The sequence below is a fragment of the Pseudomonas sp. genome, assembly GCF_050739775.1.
GTDB lineage: Bacteria > Pseudomonadota > Gammaproteobacteria > Pseudomonadales > Pseudomonadaceae > Aquipseudomonas.
In genome coordinates this window covers 74,915-93,339 of sequence record NZ_JBOICA010000019.1, presented here as the reverse complement: position 1 = coordinate 93,339, position 18,425 = coordinate 74,915, and the positions used below count along the sequence as shown (strand labels likewise).

The window sequence follows — 18,425 nt, the reverse complement described above, 5'->3', positions numbered from 1 at the left end:
TCCGGGCTTTGCTTCGCAAAGCCCGGAAACTGGGGTATCAGCTTGTGGCAGCCTAAGAGACTTAAGAATCAGTGGCTTATATTTTGTTTGATGAGAGCGGGCTTGCCCCGCGATGCTTTTACAGAGTCAGCAATCCTGCATAAAGGCTGTACGCCGCCACAGCCGCCCCGACCAACACCGCTGCAAAGATCAGTTTCTCCCAATGGGTAAACAGCGCCTGACCTTGCTCATGCTTGGCCCGGGCAAACAGGATCACCCCCGGCGCATACAGCAACGCCGACAGTAGCAGGTACTTCAAGCCACCGGCATACAGCAGCCAGATCGCGTAGACCAGGGCGATCCCGGCGATCAAGAGATCCTTGCGCCGCGCCCCGGCATGGCCTTGGTAGGACTCGCCACGCACCGCCAGCAACACGGCATAGGCCGCCGACCACAGGTAAGGCACCAGGATCATCGACGAAGCCAGGTAGATCAGGCTGGTGTAGGTGCCGGCCGAGAACAGCGTGATCAGCAGGAACAACTGGATCATGATGTTGGTCAGCCACAGGGCATTGGCCGGCACATGGTTGGCGTTTTCCTTGGCCAGGAAGCGCGGCATGGTCTGGTCACGGGCCGTGGCAAACAGGATCTCGGCGCAGAGCAAGGCCCAGGACAACAAGGCACCGAGCAATGAAATCGCCAGACCGATGCTAATCAGCAAGGCCCCCCAAGGCCCGACGATATGCTCCAGCACCGAGGCCAGCGACGGGTTCTGCAACGCCGCCAGTTCCGGCTGGGTCATGACCCCCAGCGACAACACGTTGACCAGTACCAGCAAGGCCAGCACGCCGATGAAGCCGATCACCGTGGCCTTGCCCACGTCCGAGCGCTTCTGCGCCCGTCCTGAATAAACACTGGCGCCCTCGATGCCGATGAACACAAACACGGTCACCAGCATCATGTTGCGCACCTGATCGAGCACGCTACCAAATTTAGGGTTGCTCAGCCCCCAGATGTCGCGGGTGAAGATGTCGGCACGGAAGGCCACTGCGGCAATGACAATGAACATCACCAGCGGCACGATCTTGGCCACGGTGGTCACTTGGTTGATGAACGCTGCCTCCTTGATCCCGCGCAGCACCAGAAAATGTACGGCCCACAGCAGCAGCGAAGCGCAGGCGATGGCGATCGGTGTGTTGCCCTCGCCGAACAGCGGAAAATAAAAACCCAGGGTGCTGAACAGCAGGACGAAATAACCGACGTTGCCCAGCCAGGCGCTGATCCAGTAGCCCCAGGCGGACGAGAAGCCCATGTAATCGCCAAATCCGGCCTTGGCATAGGCGTACACCCCCGAGTCGAGCTCCGGCTTGCGGTTGGCCAGGGTCTGGAACACGAAAGCCAGGGCCAGCATGCCCACCGCAGTGATCCCCCACCCGATCAGCACCGCACCGACGTCGGCGCGCGCTGCCATGTTCTGCGGCAAGGAGAAAATTCCGCCACCGATCATCGAACCGACCACCAGCGCGATCAACGCACCCAGGCGCAATTTCTGTCCAGGTTCGGACATGCACATCCCCTTTCTGTCTCGTCTTTGTAACCTCAGGGGTACACCCTGAGTTAAATATATGCTCAGTCTAGGCGTTTATAAATATTCCGTCTTTAAAACTATAACCATCATAACTATGGCGTCTATGCCAAACAAACTAAATGGTGAGTTTTGTGCACTACCCCCACCGGTTCAAGTAAATAAGAAAAAATCTCGTAAAAAATTTGCGAAACCTGGGAAACGGTCTAGCTTCAAATCTCGCAGGCTGTCAGAGCGAATGCTCTAAAACACCATGGAGGTGCCTGTGTACGAGGCTTGCAGCATTGCCGTCGGCATACTCCGGAGGAGCTCTTTCAGTCAATGACAGCAATGGATTGCCCTATTAACTGACCTGAATCAGCTTATGAATACGTCGCTGGATCTACTCTAGCGTCATCTCTTCTCCTGATACGGAGTTATTCGATGTCAGACGCTCCCGGAAAACTACGACTCGGTGCGCTGGTCGCACTTGTAGTCGGCTCTATGATCGGCGGCGGGATCTTTTCGCTGCCACAAAACATGGCTGCCAGTGCTGATGTAGGCGCTGTTCTGATCGGCTGGGGCATTACCGCAATCGGTATGCTGACCCTGGCCTTCGTGTTCCAGACCCTGGCCAACCGCAAGCCGGACCTCGACGGTGGGGTGTATGCCTATGCCAAGGCCGGATTCGGCGATTACATGGGCTTCTCGTCCGCCTGGGGTTACTGGATCAGTGCCTGGCTGGGCAACGTCGGCTACTTCGTCCTGTTGTTCAGCACCCTGGGCTACTTCTTCCCGATCTTTGGCGAGGGCAACACCCCGGCGGCCATCATCGGCGCCTCGGTATTGCTGTGGGCCGTACACTTCTTGGTATTGCGTGGGATCAAGGAAGCGGCCTTCATCAACCTGGTGACCACTGTGGCCAAGGTCGTGCCACTGGCACTGTTCATCCTGATCGCCCTGTTCGCTTTCAAACTGGACATCTTCACCGCTGACATCTGGGGCACCATGAACCCGGACCTTGGCAGCGTGATGAACCAGGTGCGCAACATGATGCTGGTCACCGTCTGGGTGTTCATCGGTATCGAAGGTGCGAGCATCTTCTCGGCCCGGGCGGAAAAACGTTCGGACATAGGTAAGGCAACCGTCATCGGCTTCATCACCGTGCTGCTGTTCCTGGTGCTGGTCAACGTACTGTCGCTGGGCATCATGACTCAACCTGAGCTGGCCAAACTGCAGAACCCATCGATGGCGGCCGTGCTTGAGCATGTAGTCGGCCACTGGGGCGCGGTGTTGATCAGCGTCGGTCTGATCATCTCGCTGCTCGGTGCCCTGTTGTCCTGGGTGCTGCTGTGCGCCGAGATCATGTTCGCCGCCGCCAAAGACCACACCATGCCGGAGTTCCTGCGCCGCGAGAACGCCAACCATGTACCGGCCAATGCCCTGTGGCTGACCAACGCCATGGTGCAGATTTTCCTGGTCATCACCCTGTTCTCGGCCAGTACCTACCTGTCGCTGATCTACCTCGCCACCTCAATGATCCTGGTGCCCTACCTGTGGTCGGCAGCCTATGCCTTCCTGCTGGCATGGCGTAGCGAAACCTATGAACAAGCCCTGGCCGAACGCAAGAAAGACCTGGTCATCGGCGGTATCGCCCTGATTTACGCGATCTGGCTGCTGTACGCCGGTGGCGTCAAATACCTGCTGCTCTCGGCGCTGCTCTATGCCCCTGGCGTGATCCTGTTCGCCAAGGCCAAGCGCGAGGTCGGCCAACCGATTTTTACCAACGTGGAGAAGTTGCTCTTCGCTGCCGTGGTCGTCGGCGCCCTAGTGGCTGCCTACGGTCTTTATGACGGCTTCCTGACTCTTTAAACCCGAATTTGTTACTTGGAGGTAAGAACCATGTCCACCGATAAAGTTAAGTACGGCGTCCATTCCGAAGCCGGCAAACTGCGCAAAGTGATGGTCTGCTCCCCTGGCCTGGCGCACCAGCGCCTGACGCCGAGCAACTGCGACGAGCTGCTGTTCGACGACGTCATCTGGGTCAACCAGGCCAAACGCGACCACTTCGATTTCGTCACCAAAATGCGTGAGCGCGGCATCGAAGTGCTGGAAATGCACAATCTGCTGACCGATATCGTCGCGCAACCCGAAGCGCTGAAGTGGATCCTTGACCGCAAGATTACCTCTGACACCGTCGGTATCGGCTTGACCAACGAAGTGCGTAGCTGGCTCGAAGGTCTTGAGCCACGCCATCTGGCCGAGTTCCTGATCGGCGGTGTGGCCGGTGAAGACCTGCCAGAAAGCGAAGGCTCCGGCGTCATCAAGATGTACCGCGACTACCTGGGCCACTCCAGTTTCCTGCTGGACCCACTGCCCAACACCCAGTTCACCCGTGACACTACGTGCTGGATCTACGGCGGCGTCACCCTGAACCCGATGTACTGGCCGGCGCGACGTCAGGAAACCCTGCTGGCCACCGCCATCTACAAGTTCCATCCCGAATTTACCGGTGCAGACTTCGACATCTGGTACGGCAACCCTGACGAGGACCACGGCAAGGCCACCCTCGAAGGCGGCGACGTCATGCCGATCGGTAATGGTGTGGTGTTGATCGGTATGGGCGAGCGCACCTCACGCCAAGCCATTGGCCAACTGGCGCAATCGCTGTTCGCCAAAGGCGCAGTGGAGAAGGTCGTAGTGGCCGGCCTGCCGAAATCCCGCGCCGCCATGCACCTGGACACTGTGTTCAGCTTCTGCGACCGCGATCTGGTCACAGTCTTCCCGGAAGTGGTCAAGGAAATCGTGCCGTTCGTCATCCGTCCTGACAACAGCAAGCCTTATGGCATGGACGTGCGCCGCGAGAACAAAACCTTCATCGAGGTCGTGGCCGACTCCCTCAACCTGAAGAAACTGCGCGTTGTTGAAACCGGTGGCAACAGCTTCGCCGCCGAACGCGAGCAGTGGGATGACGGCAACAACGTGGTAGCCCTGGAGCCTGGTGTGGTCATCGGTTATGACCGCAACACCTACACCAACACCCTGCTGCGCAAGGCCGGTGTCGAAGTCATCACCATCAGCGCCGGCGAACTGGGCCGGGGCCGCGGCGGCGGCCACTGCATGACTTGCCCGATCGTCCGCGATCCGATCGACTACTAAACGAGCATTTCCCCGGCCGCGCGCCTCCTAGACAAAGGCCGGGCGCCGGCCGGGCCGATCACCGCACTCAAGGAGAATCATCATGGCGTTCAACATCCACAACCGTAACCTGCTGAGCCTGGAACACCACACCCCTCGCGAGTTGCGCTACCTGCTGGACCTGTCCCGCGACCTCAAGCGTGCCAAATACACCGGCACCGAGCAGCAGCACCTCAAAGGCAATAACATTGCGCTGATCTTCGAGAAAACCTCGACCCGAACCCGTTGCGCCTTCGAAGTGGCTGCCTACGACCAGGGCGCCAACGTCACCTACATCGACCCCAACTCCTCGCAGATCGGCCACAAGGAAAGCATGAAGGACACCGCACGGGTCCTCGGGCGCATGTATGACGCTATCGAGTACCGTGGCTTCAAGCAGGAAATCGTCGAAGAGCTGGCCAAGTTTGCCGGCGTCCCGGTGTTCAACGGCCTGACCGACGAATACCACCCAACCCAGATGATCGCCGACGTGCTGACCATGCGTGAGCACGCCGACAAGCCGATCCACGAGATCAGCTACGTGTATCTGGGCGACGCCCGCAACAACATGGGCAACTCGCTGCTGCTGGTCGGAGCCAAGCTCGGCATGGACGTACGTATCTGCGCCCCTAAAGCCCTGTGGCCGCATGACGACCTGGTCGCCCGCTGCAAGAAATACGCGGAAGAAAGTGGCGCACGCATCACCCTGACCGAAGACCCGAAAGCTGCGGTCAAGGGCGTCGACTTCATCCACACCGACGTCTGGGTATCGATGGGTGAACCCGTTGAAGCCTGGGCCGAACGTATCCAGCAGCTGCTGCCGTACCAGGTCAACGCCGAGCTGATGAAAGCCACCGGCAACCCACGGACCAAGTTCATGCACTGCCTGCCGGCGTTCCACAACTCCGACACCAAGGTCGGCAAACAGATCGCCGAGCAGTACCCGCACCTGGCCAACGGTATCGAAGTCACCGACGACGTGTTCGAGTCGCCAGCCTGCATCGCCTTCGAGCAAGCGGAAAACCGCATGCACACCATCAAGGCAATCCTGGTCTCGACCCTGGCTGACCTGTAAGGCCTCTGCAGCTGCACCCCCTCCCTGTCGGAGCAGCGGTGCAGCCCCCCTTTCCCTAGAAGGAATTTCATCATGCGTATCGTTGTTGCATTGGGCGGCAACGCCCTGTTGCGCCGTGGCGAACCCTTAACTGCGGACAATCAGCGCGCCAATATCCGTGTCGCCGCCGAACAGATCGCCAAGATCCATCCCGGCAACGAATTGGTCATCGCTCACGGCAATGGTCCACAGGTTGGCCTGCTGTCGTTGCAGGCACAATCCTACAAGCCGGACGAAGCCTATCCGCTGGACGTCCTCGGGGCTGAAACCGAAGGCATGATCGGCTACATCATCGAGCAAGAGCTGGGCAATCTGCTGGCCTTCGAAGTGCCGTTCGCCACCCTCCTGACCCAGGTCGAGGTGGACGCCAACGACCCGGCCTTCAAGGACCCGAGCAAGTTCATCGGCCCGGTCTATAGCAAGGAAGAAGCCGAGCGCCTGGCCAAGGAAAAAGGCTGGGTGGTCAAGGCCGACGGCGACAAGTATCGCCGTGTGGTGGCCAGCCCGAAACCCAAGCGCATCTTCGAGATTCGCCCGATCAAGTGGTTGCTGGAAAAGAGCAGCATCGTGATCTGCGCTGGCGGTGGCGGCATCCCGACCATGTATGACGCCAACCGCAAGCTCAAAGGCATCGAGGCGGTGATCGACAAGGACCTGTGCTCGGCGCTGCTGGCCGAACAGCTGGAGGCCGACCTGCTGGTGATCGCCACCGACGTCAATGCCGCTTACATCGACTACGGCAAGCCGAGCCAGAAGGCAATTGCCCAGGCGCACCCGGACGAACTGGAGCGCCTTGGTTTCGCAGCGGGCTCCATGGGGCCGAAAGTCCAGGCCGCGTGCGACTTTGCTCGTAACACTGGCAAGGTCGCAGTGATCGGTTCGCTGGCCGATATCGAAGACATCGTCAAAGGTACCGCCGGTACCCGTGTCAGCACGGCCACGACTGGAATAAGCTACCGTTGATGCAGTTGGGCGGACTCAAGGTCCGCCCTTTTCAACCTCCAGAGGAGTCTTCCATGGCCAAGTTCGAACCCGGTCATCTGCACATCGAGCGCCATGCGCTGACCAAAGACGACGTCAGTTACGACCTCAACATCAATTACGAAGTTGTCACCGATCCCGGCAAAGGCAAAGGCATGCAATTCAAAATGCACGGATCGATCCAGGGCAAGGATATGAGTGAAACATTCTTCCTGCCCAAGGAAGAGGCCTATAACTTTGCAAGCAACGTAACGAAAATCGCCGAGAAATACGGCATTCCGAAGACCATGAGCAGTATCGGTTCGGTACACAAACACTACGACGCCATGTTCGAAGATGTCCGCGTACAGCTGAATATGAAATCCGGCGATCCAATCAAGCCAGAACATTTCGAGTAACCACTCGGACCTCATCGCGGGGCAAGCCCGCTCCTACAACGCTGTGGGGGCGGGCTTGCCCCACGATTTAAGGCATACTTGCCCTCTTCGGCAGCCTTGAACCCGTTTCCCCATGCGCATCCACGTCAGCTTCATCGACCGCGTCGGTATCACCCAGGAAGTGCTGGCCCTGCTCGGCGCCCGCAATCTCAACCTGGACGCCGTGGAGATGGTGCCGCCCAACGTTTACATCGACGCCCCGACCCTCAGCCCGCACGTGCTCGAAGAGCTGCATGACGCCCTGTTGAACGTACACGGTGTGCAATCGGTGCGGGTCGTCGACATTCTCCCCGGCCAGCGCCGCCACCTGCAGCTCGATGCCCTGCTGGCGGCCATGAGCGACCCGGTACTGGCCCTGGACAGCGCCGGTCACGTGCTGCTGGCCAACCCGGCACTGGTGGCCCTGTGCGGCCAGGAACCCTCCGATCGCTCGGTGGTCGATCTGTTTGACGACCCTGGCCTGCTTGAGGCGCTGATCGAACAGGGCTTTCGCCTGCCCATGCGCGAAGTGGTGCTCAACGGCCAGACCCTGCTGCTCGATGCTACGCCGATCACCAACGCCGGCGCCCTGTTGACCCTGTACCAGCCCAACCGCATCGGCGAACGGCTGTCGGCGCTGCACCACGATCACGCCGAAGGCTTCGATGCGTTGCTCGGCGACTCACCGCCGATCCGCACACTAAAGGCCCGCGCCCTGCGTGTGGCAGCCCTCGACGCACCCTTACTGATCCACGGTGAAACCGGTACCGGCAAGGAACTGGTGGCCCGCGCCTGCCACGCTATAAGCAGCCGTCACAGTGCCCCGTTCCTGGCCCTGAACTGCGCGGCGTTGCCGGAAAACCTCGCCGAAAGCGAGCTGTTCGGTTATGCCCCCGGCGCCTTCACCGGCGCCCAGCGCGGCGGCAAACCGGGCCTGATGGAACTGGCCAACCAGGGCACGGTGTTTCTCGACGAAATCGGCGAAATGTCGCCGTACCTGCAGGCCAAGCTCCTGCGTTTCCTCAACGACGGCAGCTTTCGCCGGGTCGGTGGCGATCGCGAGGTCAAGGTCAATGTGCGGATCCTCAGCGCCACGCACCGCGACCTGGAAAAAATGGTCGCCGAGGGCAGTTTTCGCGAAGACCTGTTCTACCGCCTGAACGTGCTCAACCTGCAGGTGCCGCCGCTGCGCGAGCGCGGCCAGGACATCCTCCTGCTGGCCGGCTACTTCATGCAGCAGGCCTGCACCCAGATCCAGCGTCCACTATGCCGCCTGGCCCCGGGCACCTATCCAGCCCTGCTCGACAACCGCTGGCCGGGCAATGTGCGGCAGTTGCAGAACGTGATTTTCCGCGCCGCGGCCATTTGCGAAAGCAGCCTGGTCGACATCGGTGATCTGGACATCGCCGGTACGTCGGTGGCCCGCGAACACAATGGCGACGTCGATAGCCTGGAACAGGCAGTGGAGGATTTCGAACGCAACCTGCTGGAAAAGCTCTATGCCAGCTACCCTTCCACCCGCCAATTGGCCAGCCGTCTGCAGACTTCGCACACCGCCATTGCGCACCGCCTGCGCAAGTACGGCATACCCACCAAGGCCTGATCGCGACAGCAGCTGTATTGAAAACGCTACACCGTAACGATTTCAATACATCAGTGCTCAACCGCTGTGTTGCAAGGTTTTGATCCTCTTGACCTTTTTTTCCGCTCTCCGGGTGTAGCGATTTCGCTACGCCACTGAACATCTGTCGTTGCGCCAAATACATAACTTATTGTTTTATATATATTTTTCATAAATGGCCGCGATATTGCTAAGAAAATCCTCATTATCAGTGCTCAGTGCCGAACCTGAGCCACGCCTACCCTTGAGGAGTTTCCATGAGCGAGTTGCGTTTTACCGAAGATCACGAATGGCTGCGTACTGAAGCTGACGGCAGCGTCACCGTCGGGATTACCGCCTTCGCTCAGAACGCCCTGGGCGACGTGGTTTATGTGCAACTGCCGGAGTTGCAGAGCTACGAACAGGGTGCCGAAGCTTCGACTGTCGAATCGGTTAAGGCTGCCAGCGGCGTGTACATGCCGCTGACTGGCGAAGTGGTTGCGGTCAACGACCAACTCGAAGGCAACCCTGAGCTGGTCAACGAAGATCCGCTGGGCGAAGGCTGGTTCTTCCGTTTCATCCCGGCCGATGCCGGCGCCGTCGCGCAATTGCTCGACCAGGATGCCTACGACCGCCTGATCAAAGCCAACGCTGACGCCTGAGGACTCGCCATGACCATCAACCTCGGCACTACCAACGAATTCATCGCCCGTCATATCGGCCCGCGCCAGGCTGACGAGCAGCAAATGCTTGCCACCCTGGGCTTCGATTCCCAGGAGGCCATGAGCGCCGCGGTCATTCCGGACAGCATCAAGGGCACCAGCGTGCTGGAACTGGGCGCTGGGCAAAGCGAAGCCGACGCCCTGGCCTCGCTCAAGGCCATCGCCGGCAATAATCAGCTGTTCAAAAGCTTCATCGGCCAGGGTTACTACAACTGCCATACCCCGGCACCGATCCTGCGCAACCTCCTGGAAAATCCGGCTTGGTACACCGCCTACACCCCGTACCAGCCAGAAATCTCCCAGGGCCGCCTGGAAGCGCTGCTGAACTTCCAGACCCTGATCAGCGACCTCACCGGCCTGCCAATCGCCAACGCCTCGCTGCTCGACGAAGCCACCGCCGCTGCCGAAGCCATGACCTTCTGCAAGCGCCTGAGCAAGAACAAGAGCAGCCATGCCTTCTTCGCCTCCGTGCATTGCCACCCGCAAACCCTCGATGTGCTGCGTACTCGCGCCGAACCGCTGGGTATTGAAGTGGTGGTGGGTGATGAGCGCGAGCTCGATGATGTCAATGCCTTCTTCGGCGCCCTGCTGCAATATCCGGCCAGCAATGGTGACGTGTTCGACTACAGCGAGCTGGCCGCGCGCTTCCACGCTGCCAATGCCCTGGTCGCGGTCGCCGCCGATCTGCTGGCCCTGACCCTGCTGACCCCGCCCGGCGAGTTCGGTGCCGACGTGGCCATCGGTAGCGCCCAGCGCTTCGGCGTGCCGCTGGGCTTCGGTGGCCCGCACGCGGCCTACTTCTCCACCCGCGATGCGTTCAAGCGCGACATGCCTGGCCGTCTGGTCGGCGTGTCCATCGACCGCTTCGGTAAAACCGCGCTGCGTCTGGCCATGCAGACCCGCGAGCAACACATCCGCCGCGAGAAGGCCACCAGCAACATCTGCACTGCCCAAGTGCTGCTGGCCAACATCGCCAGCATGTACGCCGTCTACCATGGCCCGCAAGGCCTGAAGCAGATCGCCCAGCGCACCCACGCCCTGACCGCGATCCTCGCTGCCGGCCTCAAGCAGCTCGGGGCCAGCGTCGAAACCGCAGTGTTCTTCGATACCCTGACCCTGGTGACCGGCGACGCTACCGCCAGCCTGCACGAAAAGGCTCAGGCCAAACGTCTGAACCTGCGCCAGATCGACGCCCAGCGTCTGGGCCTGTCGCTGGATGAAACCAGCACCCAGGCTGACGTTGAAGCGCTGTGGCAGCTGTTTTCCGACGGTAAAGCCGTGCCTGAATTCAGCACCCTGGCTGCCAGCGTTCAGGCTCATCTGCCTGCCGCCCTGCTGCGCCAGTCGGCAATCCTTGAACATCCAGTGTTCAACCGTTACCACAGCGAAACCGAGCTGATGCGCTACCTGCGCCGCCTGGCCGACAAGGACCTGGCGCTGGACCGCACCATGATCCCGCTGGGTTCGTGCACCATGAAGCTCAACGCCGCCAGCGAAATGATTCCGGTGACCTGGGCCGAATTCGGCAACCTGCACCCGTTCGCACCTGCCGAACAGAGCCAGGGCTACCAGCAACTGACCGACGAGCTGGAGGCGATGCTCTGCGCCGCCACCGGCTATGACGCCGTGTCGCTGCAACCCAACGCCGGCTCCCAGGGCGAGTACGCCGGCCTGCTGGCCATTCGTGCCTACCACCAGAGCCGTGGCGACGCCCGCCGCGACATCTGCCTGATCCCGTCCTCGGCCCACGGCACCAACCCGGCCACCGCCCATATGGCCGGCATGCGCGTGGTAGTGACCGCCTGTGACGCTCGCGGCAACGTCGATATCGACGACCTGCGCGCCAAGGCTATCGAGCACCGCGAACACCTCGCCGCGCTGATGATTACCTACCCGTCGACCCACGGTGTGTTCGAAGAAGCCATCGGCGAAATCTGCGCGATCATCCACGACAATGGCGGCCAGGTGTACATCGACGGCGCCAACATGAACGCCATGGTCGGCCTCTGCGCCCCGGGCAAGTTCGGCGGTGACGTCTCGCACCTGAACCTGCACAAGACCTTCTGCATTCCGCACGGTGGCGGCGGCCCGGGCGTCGGCCCGATTGGCGTCAAGTCGCACCTGGCACCGTTCCTGCCGGGTCACGGGCATATGCAGAACAAGCAAGGCGCAGTCTGCGCCGCACCGTTCGGCAGCGCCAGCATCCTGCCGATCACCTGGATGTACATTCGTATGATGGGTGGTGCGGGTCTCAAGCGTGCCTCGCAGATGGCCATCCTCAATGCCAACTACATCGCCCGCCGCCTGGAAGAGCACTATCCTGTGTTGTACACAGGCAGCAATGGTCTGGTGGCACACGAGTGCATCCTTGATCTGCGCCCGCTCAAGGACAGTAGCGGTATCAGCGTCGACGACGTGGCCAAGCGTTTGATCGACTTCGGCTTCCACGCCCCGACCATGTCGTTCCCGGTGGCCGGTACGCTGATGATCGAGCCGACCGAAAGCGAGTCCAAAGAAGAACTGGATCGCTTCTGCGAGGCGATGATCCGCATCCGTGAAGAGATTCGCGCAGTGGAAAACGGTAGCCTGGACAAGGACGACAACCCGCTGAAGAACGCGCCGCACACCGCTGCCGAAATTGCCGGCGAGTGGAGCCATCCGTACAGCCGCGAGCAAGCGGTGTACCCGCTGGCCACGCTGGTGGAAGGCAAGTACTGGCCGCCGGTCGGTCGCGTCGACAACGTGTTTGGCGACCGCAACCTGGTCTGCGCCTGCCCGTCGATCGAGAGCTATCAGGACGTCTGAGTCCTGGCATACCTCGACCACCTGTAGGAGCCGGCCTTGCCGGCGATGGGCCGCTTGGCGGCCCAATCAGCAAGGCTATGCCTTGGATCGCCGGCAAGACCGGCTCCTACACTCACTCTTGAGGGTACGACCATGTCACTAAGCGTCTTTGACCTGTTCAAGATCGGCATCGGCCCCTCCAGTTCCCATACCGTAGGCCCCATGCGCGCCGCTGCGCGTTTTGCCGAAGGCCTGCGTCGCGATGGCCTGCTGGCCGCCACGGTCAGCGTCAAGGCCGAGCTCTATGGTTCGCTCGGTGCCACCGGCAAGGGGCATGGCAGTGACAAGGCCGTGCTTCTGGGCCTTGAAGGCGAGCACCCCGACAGCGTCGACACCGAGAGCATTCCCGCCCGTTTGCAGGCCATCCGCAGCCATGGACGGCTAAAGCTGCTGGGCGAACACGAGATCGGATTCATCGAAAAACAGCACCTGGTGATGATTCGCAAGCCCTTGGCCTACCACCCCAATGGCATGATCTTCCGCGCCTTCGACCGTGCCGGTCTGCAGATCCGCAGCCGCGAGTACTACTCGGTGGGCGGTGGTTTTGTAGTCGATGAAGATGCCGCCGGTGCCGACCGTATCGTCGAAGACAACACGGTGCTGCCGTTCCCGTTTAAAACGGCAAAAGAGCTGCTCGGCCATTGCGCTGCGCAGAACCTGTCGATCAGCCAGGTCATGCTGGTCAATGAAGCGGCCTGGCGCCCGGAAAGCGAAACCCGCAGCGGCTTGCTGCGGATCTGGCAAGTGATGCAGGACTGCGTCGCTGCCGGCTGCCGCAACGAAGGCATCCTGCCGGGCGGACTCAAGGTCAAGCGCCGCGCCGCCGCGCTGTATCGCCAGTTGTGCAGCAATCCGGAGGCGAGTCTGCGCGACGCGCTTTCGGTCTTGGACTGGGTCAACCTCTACGCCCTGGCCGTCAATGAAGAAAATGCCTTTGGCGGACGAGTCGTCACCGCACCCACCAATGGCGCCGCCGGCATCGTCCCGGCCGTACTGCATTACTACATGCGCTTCATCCCCGGCGCCAACGAAGATGGTGTGGTGCGCTTCCTGCTCACCGCCGCCGCGATTGGCATCCTCTATAAGGAAAACGCCTCAATCTCCGGCGCCGAAGTCGGCTGCCAGGGCGAGGTGGGGGTGGCCTGCTCAATGGCCGCCGGTGCCCTGTGCGAAGTCATGGGCGGCAGCGTGCAACAGGTCGAGAACGCCGCCGAGATCGGCATGGAACACAACCTGGGCCTGACCTGCGATCCGATTGGCGGGCTGGTCCAGGTGCCTTGTATCGAGCGCAATGCCATGGGCTCGGTCAAGGCCATCAATGCGGTGCGCATGGCCCTGCGTGGCGACGGTCAGCACTTCGTCTCCCTCGACAAGGTCATCCGCACCATGCGCCAGACCGGCGCCGACATGAAAAGCAAATACAAGGAGACCGCCCGCGGCGGTCTGGCCGTCAACATCATCGAATGCTGACACCCTCTCAAGCCCCAAGGAGTCATCAATGTCCACCGAAACGCTGCAAAAGACCCCGCTGCATGCCCTGCACCTGGAACTGGGCGCACGCATGGTGCCGTTCGCAGGCTACGACATGCCGGTTCAGTACCCGTTGGGGGTGATGAAAGAGCACCTGCACACCCGCGAACAGGCCGGTATGTTCGATGTCTCGCACATGGGCCAGATCCGCCTGACCGGCGCCAACGCCGCCAAGGCCCTGGAAACCCTGGTACCGGTCGACATCATCGACTTGCCAGTGGGCATGCAGCGCTACGCGATGTTCAGCAACGAACAGGGCGGTATCCTTGACGACCTGATGGTTGCCAACCTGGGTAACGATGAGCTGTTCCTGGTGGTCAACGCCGCCTGCAAGGATCAGGACCTGGCACACCTGCGCAAGCACATCGGCACCCAGTGCGAGATCCAGCCGCTGTTCGAAGAACGCGCCCTGCTGGCCCTGCAAGGCCCGGCGGCGGTCAAGGTGCTGGAGCGCCTGGCGCCTGAAGTGGCGAAGATGACCTTCATGCAGTTCCAGCCTGTACAACTGCTGGGCGCTGACTGCTACGTGAGCCGCTCGGGCTACACCGGCGAAGACGGCTTCGAGATCTCGGTTCCAGCCGACAAGGCCGAAGAGCTGGCTCGCCGCCTGCTGGCCGAACCGGAAGTCGCCGCCATCGGCCTTGGTGCCCGCGATTCGCTGCGCCTGGAAGCCGGCCTGTGCTTGTACGGCCACGACATGAACGAACAGACCACGCCAATCGAAGCCAGCCTGCTCTGGGCTATCTCCAAGGTCCGTCGCGCCGACGGTGAGCGTGCCGGTGACTTCCCGGGTGCCGACACAATCTTTGCCCAGCAGCAAAGTGGTGTTGCGCGCAAACGCGTAGGCCTGCTACCGCAGGAACGCACGCCCGTGCGTGAAGGTGCCGAGATCGTCGACGAAGCGGGCACTGTCATCGGCAGTGTGTGCAGCGGTGGCTTCGGACCGAGCCTGAATGCACCCGTAGCAATGGGTTACCTGGATGCTGCACATACGGCGCTGGAAACAGCAGTCTGGGCCATTGTTCGCGGCAAGCGTGTTGCAATGAAAGTCAGCAAGATGCCATTCGTTACGCAGCGCTACTATCGCGGCTGAATCGTTAGTTGAAACTTTGTGTCATTACGCGTTTGGATTTTCGAATTCGAACGCGTTTTATTACTTTCGAAAAGCTTTGCTGCATGCGCTGGAATGAGCAGAAAAAAATCGACCGAACGGCTGCTAAAAGGTAGAACGGCAGCGGCTTTCAGGGCTTGTTTTTGCCGCCAGAGTTAGCGTAGAGTCACTGCACTGTGTTTGCATGGGTCGCTATGGTTCGTGACCTGGGCAGTAGCGCTGAGATTTGCTACAACCCGTTCGACGTCTCTTACTTTCCTGCAACCCAGCCCAGTACTCTTTCATTTGGAAGAAGCTGTTACTAATTCTAAGTTTCAAAGGAAATAAGACAATGTCCCAACGTCAGAGCGGTACCGTCAAGTGGTTTAACGACGAGAAAGGTTTTGGTTTCATCACTCCAGAAAGCGGCCCGGATCTGTTCGTACACTTCCGCGCTATCCAGGGTAACGGCTTCAAGAGCCTGAAAGAAGGCCAGAAAGTCACCTTCATCGCCGTGCAAGGCCAGAAAGGCATGCAGGCTGACGAAGTTCAAGCCGAAGGCTGATCTTCATCAACAAAGAAGCCCCTGCTGGCAACAGCAGGGGCTTTTTTGTGCACGCAATTCCGTAGAATGGCTGTTTTACCCAAGGAGGGCCTCGTGTATGCCCAAGCAGTTGTTACAGCCCCAGGGTGATTTCCCCGTCGTCGGCCTCGGTCGCCGCCTGGCTGCCATGTTCTATGATTTCCTATTGTGTACCGCGCTGCTGATCGTTACCGCTGGCGTGTACAAGATGATCCAGATGGCAATCATCGGTGAAGCGCAGATGCGCACCCTGACCGACGCCGGCGCCCTGGACGGTGATCCGTTACTGTCGACCGTCCTGTTGTTCGCTCTGTTCGGTTTCTTCGCCAAGTTCTGGACCCATGGCGGGCAGACGCTGGGCATGCAGGTATGGCGCATTCGCGTACAGAACGCCGACGGCAGTGCCATCAGCCTGTGGCAGGCCCTGCTGCGCTTTGTCGTCGCGATTGCCTCCTGGCTGTGCCTGGGCCTGGGTTTCATCTGGTCATTGTTTGACAAGCGCCAGCGCACCTGGCATGACATCTACTCCGATACCCAGTTGGTCCAGCTACCCAAAACCAAGAAATAACGTCTATAAAAAAACCGACCCAAGGGTCGGTTTTTTGTACCTGCCAGACTCAACCGGCGCGACGTAACATCCAGAACCCGGCGCCGGCGCAGATCGCCGCCGGTATCACCACCGCCAACAGCGGCGGGAAGCCAAACACCTGGCTCGACGGCCCGAGCAGGTCCTGGGCGATACGGAACACAAAGCCCACCAGTACGCCGGTAAAGACGCGCTGACCCAAGGTTACCGAACGCAACGGACCAAAGATGAAGGAAATGGCCATCAGCACCAAGGCTGCGGTGACCATCGGCTGCAGGACCTTGCTCCAGAACGCCAGCCAGTAGCGCGCATTGTTAAGACCCTGATCGGACAGGTAGTGGATGTAATCCCACAAGCCGGTGATCGACAAGGACTCTGGCGCCAGCACCACGGTATTGAGCAGTTGCGGAGTAACGGTAACGTCCCAGCGCTCTGCCGGGGTCTTGACGACCTCGGTGTGGTCGCCACGGAAATGCGTGGTGGTCACGTCGCTCAGTTGCCAGTGATCTTCCTGGTACTGGGCACGACGTGCAAAGCTAGACGTCAGCAGATGGCGCTCGTTGTCGAAGCGGTAGCGAGTGACACCGTACAACAGGCCATTGGGCTGCACCGAGTTGATATGCACGAACTCATCGCCCTGGCGATGCCACATACCACGCTTGGAGCTTTGCGCTTCGCCACTGCCCTGAGCCAGCGAACGATCGGCCTGGGCCTTGTTCTCGGTCACCGGCGCCAGGTACTCGCCAATCAGGATACCGGCCAGCATCAGCACCAGCATCGGCTTCATCACCGCCCAGACGATGCGCCCGATGGACACCCCGGCGGCGCGCATGATGGTCAGTTCGCTGCTGCTGGCCAGACTGCCCAGGCCGATCAGGCAGCCGATCAGGGCAGCCATCGGCAGCATGTCGTAAAGTCGCCGCGGTGCGGTCAGCAACACGAAGTTGCCGGCATCCCAGAGGGTATAGCTGTCGGTGATGTCACCCATCTCATCGATAAAGGCAAACAACGAAGCCAGGCCGAGGATGATCCCGAGCACGGCAAGAATGGCCAGCAGCACGCTCTGGCCGATGTAGCGGTCGAGCTTAACCATGGGCCACCTCCGCACGACGCGCGGCACGCTTGAGGCGTAGTGGCTCCCAATACATCAGCCCGAGGCCGACGAGCAGGAACAATCCGTGGACCCACCAGATACCCAGTTCAATCGGCAACTTGCCTTTTTCCAGGGCACCGCGCACAGCAATCAGCATTGTCAGGTACGCCATATACAGAAGAATTGCCGGCAGCAGCTTGAGGAAACGGCCTTGGCGGGGATTGACCCGTGACAGCGGCACCGCCAGCAGGGTTACCACGAACACCAACAACGGCAACGACAGGCGCCATTGCAGCTCGGCACGGTCACGACGCAGCTCGCTACCAATCAATTCGGAGGTCGGTATGGCCTCGCGGTCAGTGATTTCTTCGCTGACTTCTGGCTTGGGCAACAGTACGCCGTAAGTGTCGTACTTGATGGCACGGTAGTCGGCCTGCCCAGGGTTACCGTCATAGCGATAGCCGTTTTCCAGGATCAGGTAGCGGTTGCCGTCGGCGCCGATTTCCTGGCGACCCTTTTCAGCGACCAGCACCGAAGGTGCGCGTTCCTTGGTCTTGTCCTGGGAGAAACGCTTCTCGGAAATGAACACGCCTGCCAGGTTGCCGCGGTCTTCGGACAATTGCTCGGTATAGGTGACACGCGAGCCATCGCGCAAGGTCTGGAAACGGCCCGGGACCAGGGTATCGAACTCGGTCAGGGCATCCTGCTGGTTGATGATCTGTGCCACCTGGGTAACCCCCTGAGGCGCCAGGCCCAGGCTCAACCAGGCAACCAGCACGGCCACCAAAGCAGCCGGCGCCATGGTCATGCCCAGCAGGCGCTGCTGGCTCATGCCGGTGGCCGACAGCACGGTCATCTCGCTTTCCAGGTAAAGGCGACCGTAGGCCAGGAGAATCCCCAGGAACAATCCCAGCGGCAGAATCAATTGCAAGAACCCTGGCAGGCGATAGCCCATGATCAGGAACAGCACACCCGGATCGAGCATACCCTGGGCCGCCTGGGCCAGGTACTTGATGAAGCGCCCGCTCATGATGATCACCAGCAGCACGGCGCTGACGGCACTCAAGGTCACCAGGACCTCACGGGACAGATATCGGAAGACGATCAAACCAGACACTCCTGGGTTGTCAGGCTCGGACAGCCAAA

General features: G+C 60.5%; 15 protein-coding genes. 12 read left to right on the top strand and 3 right to left on the bottom strand.

Going from position 1 to position 18,425, the window contains the following annotated elements:
* Window positions 1–118: 118 nt before the first annotated feature.
* Window positions 119–1,546: an arginine-ornithine antiporter gene (gene arcD / locus ACRESH_RS12215; protein WP_431742237.1), complete on the bottom strand. Its 1,428-nt coding sequence runs from the start codon at window positions 1,544–1,546 to the stop codon at window positions 119–121.
* A gap of 441 nt (window positions 1,547–1,987) precedes the next feature.
* Here arcD (ACRESH_RS12215) and arcD (ACRESH_RS12210) point away from each other — a divergent pair, with 441 nt between their 5' ends.
* The 12 genes from arcD (ACRESH_RS12210) (at window position 1,988) to ACRESH_RS12155 (ending at window position 16,168) form a co-directional block, all read left to right on the top strand.
* Window positions 1,988–3,415: an arginine-ornithine antiporter gene (gene arcD, locus ACRESH_RS12210; RefSeq protein ID WP_431742236.1), complete on the top strand. Its 1,428-nt coding sequence runs from the start codon at window positions 1,988–1,990 to the stop codon at window positions 3,413–3,415.
* A gap of 30 nt (window positions 3,416–3,445) precedes the next feature.
* On the top strand, window positions 3,446–4,702 hold the full coding sequence (arcA, locus tag ACRESH_RS12205; protein ID WP_431742235.1) for an arginine deiminase: 1,257 nt from the start codon (window positions 3,446–3,448) through the stop codon (window positions 4,700–4,702).
* Window positions 4,703–4,784: 82 nt separating this feature from the next.
* Window positions 4,785–5,795, top strand: a complete 1,011-nt coding sequence (locus ACRESH_RS12200) for an ornithine carbamoyltransferase (RefSeq protein ID WP_431742234.1) — start codon at window positions 4,785–4,787, stop codon at window positions 5,793–5,795.
* 72 nt (window positions 5,796–5,867) lie between these two features.
* Window positions 5,868–6,797 carry a carbamate kinase gene (gene arcC / locus ACRESH_RS12195; protein ID WP_431742233.1) on the top strand — a complete coding sequence of 310 codons (930 nt, stop codon included), beginning with the start codon at window positions 5,868–5,870 and terminating at the stop codon, window positions 6,795–6,797.
* A gap of 53 nt (window positions 6,798–6,850) precedes the next feature.
* Window positions 6,851–7,213: a DUF5064 family protein gene (locus ACRESH_RS12190; RefSeq protein WP_431742232.1), complete on the top strand. Its 363-nt coding sequence runs from the start codon at window positions 6,851–6,853 to the stop codon at window positions 7,211–7,213.
* A gap of 112 nt (window positions 7,214–7,325) precedes the next feature.
* Window positions 7,326–8,834 (top strand): sigma-54-dependent transcriptional regulator, encoded by a 1,509-nt coding sequence (locus tag ACRESH_RS12185; protein WP_431742231.1) that lies wholly within the window; start codon window positions 7,326–7,328, stop codon window positions 8,832–8,834.
* A 275-nt stretch (window positions 8,835–9,109) separates the two neighbouring features.
* Window positions 9,110–9,493, top strand: coding sequence for a glycine cleavage system protein GcvH (gcvH, locus tag ACRESH_RS12180; RefSeq protein WP_431742230.1), 384 nt, complete (start codon window positions 9,110–9,112; stop codon window positions 9,491–9,493).
* A gap of 9 nt (window positions 9,494–9,502) precedes the next feature.
* Window positions 9,503–12,358 carry an aminomethyl-transferring glycine dehydrogenase gene (gcvP, locus tag ACRESH_RS12175; protein ID WP_431742229.1) on the top strand — a complete coding sequence of 952 codons (2,856 nt, stop codon included), beginning with the start codon at window positions 9,503–9,505 and terminating at the stop codon, window positions 12,356–12,358.
* A gap of 132 nt (window positions 12,359–12,490) precedes the next feature.
* Complete coding sequence (locus ACRESH_RS12170; protein ID WP_431742228.1) at window positions 12,491–13,867, top strand: L-serine ammonia-lyase; 1,377 nt, start codon at window positions 12,491–12,493, stop codon at window positions 13,865–13,867.
* A gap of 28 nt (window positions 13,868–13,895) precedes the next feature.
* The gene (gene gcvT, locus ACRESH_RS12165) at window positions 13,896–15,020 is read left to right on the top strand and encodes a glycine cleavage system aminomethyltransferase GcvT (protein ID WP_431742227.1); all 1,125 of its coding nucleotides are present in this window, start codon (window positions 13,896–13,898) and stop codon (window positions 15,018–15,020) included.
* Window positions 15,021–15,369: 349 nt separating this feature from the next.
* Window positions 15,370–15,582: a cold-shock protein gene (locus ACRESH_RS12160; protein WP_007931076.1), complete on the top strand. Its 213-nt coding sequence runs from the start codon at window positions 15,370–15,372 to the stop codon at window positions 15,580–15,582.
* 97 nt (window positions 15,583–15,679) lie between these two features.
* The gene (locus ACRESH_RS12155; protein WP_431742226.1) at window positions 15,680–16,168 is read left to right on the top strand and encodes an RDD family protein; all 489 of its coding nucleotides are present in this window, start codon (window positions 15,680–15,682) and stop codon (window positions 16,166–16,168) included.
* A gap of 49 nt (window positions 16,169–16,217) precedes the next feature.
* Here ACRESH_RS12155 and lptG read toward each other — a convergent pair whose 3' ends face one another.
* On the bottom strand, window positions 16,218–17,279 hold the full coding sequence (lptG, locus tag ACRESH_RS12150) for an LPS export ABC transporter permease LptG (RefSeq protein WP_431742225.1): 1,062 nt from the start codon (window positions 17,277–17,279) through the stop codon (window positions 16,218–16,220).
* Window positions 17,272–18,387 carry an LPS export ABC transporter permease LptF gene (gene lptF / locus ACRESH_RS12145; protein WP_431742224.1) on the bottom strand — a complete coding sequence of 372 codons (1,116 nt, stop codon included), beginning with the start codon at window positions 18,385–18,387 and terminating at the stop codon, window positions 17,272–17,274. The genes lptG and lptF overlap by 8 nt, the downstream gene beginning before the upstream one ends.
* Window positions 18,388–18,425: the final 38 nt, after the last annotated feature.

Coding starts and splice junctions, on each gene's coding strand:
- arcD (WP_431742236.1), top strand. CDS start 1,988: ATGTCAGACGCTCCCGGAAAACTACGACTCGGTGCGCTGGTCGCACTT.
- arcA (WP_431742235.1), top strand. CDS start 3,446: ATGTCCACCGATAAAGTTAAGTACGGCGTCCATTCCGAAGCCGGCAAA.
- gcvP (WP_431742229.1), top strand. CDS start 9,503: ATGACCATCAACCTCGGCACTACCAACGAATTCATCGCCCGTCATATC.
- ACRESH_RS12160 (WP_007931076.1), top strand. CDS start 15,370: ATGTCCCAACGTCAGAGCGGTACCGTCAAGTGGTTTAACGACGAGAAA.
- ACRESH_RS12190 (WP_431742232.1), top strand. CDS start 6,851: ATGGCCAAGTTCGAACCCGGTCATCTGCACATCGAGCGCCATGCGCTG.
- gcvH (WP_431742230.1), top strand. CDS start 9,110: ATGAGCGAGTTGCGTTTTACCGAAGATCACGAATGGCTGCGTACTGAA.
- arcC (WP_431742233.1), top strand. CDS start 5,868: ATGCGTATCGTTGTTGCATTGGGCGGCAACGCCCTGTTGCGCCGTGGC.
- ACRESH_RS12185 (WP_431742231.1), top strand. CDS start 7,326: ATGCGCATCCACGTCAGCTTCATCGACCGCGTCGGTATCACCCAGGAA.
- ACRESH_RS12155 (WP_431742226.1), top strand. CDS start 15,680: ATGCCCAAGCAGTTGTTACAGCCCCAGGGTGATTTCCCCGTCGTCGGC.
- arcD (WP_431742237.1), bottom strand. CDS start 1,546: ATGTCCGAACCTGGACAGAAATTGCGCCTGGGTGCGTTGATCGCGCTG.
- lptG (WP_431742225.1), bottom strand. CDS start 17,279: ATGGTTAAGCTCGACCGCTACATCGGCCAGAGCGTGCTGCTGGCCATT.
- ACRESH_RS12170 (WP_431742228.1), top strand. CDS start 12,491: ATGTCACTAAGCGTCTTTGACCTGTTCAAGATCGGCATCGGCCCCTCC.
- gcvT (WP_431742227.1), top strand. CDS start 13,896: ATGTCCACCGAAACGCTGCAAAAGACCCCGCTGCATGCCCTGCACCTG.
- ACRESH_RS12200 (WP_431742234.1), top strand. CDS start 4,785: ATGGCGTTCAACATCCACAACCGTAACCTGCTGAGCCTGGAACACCAC.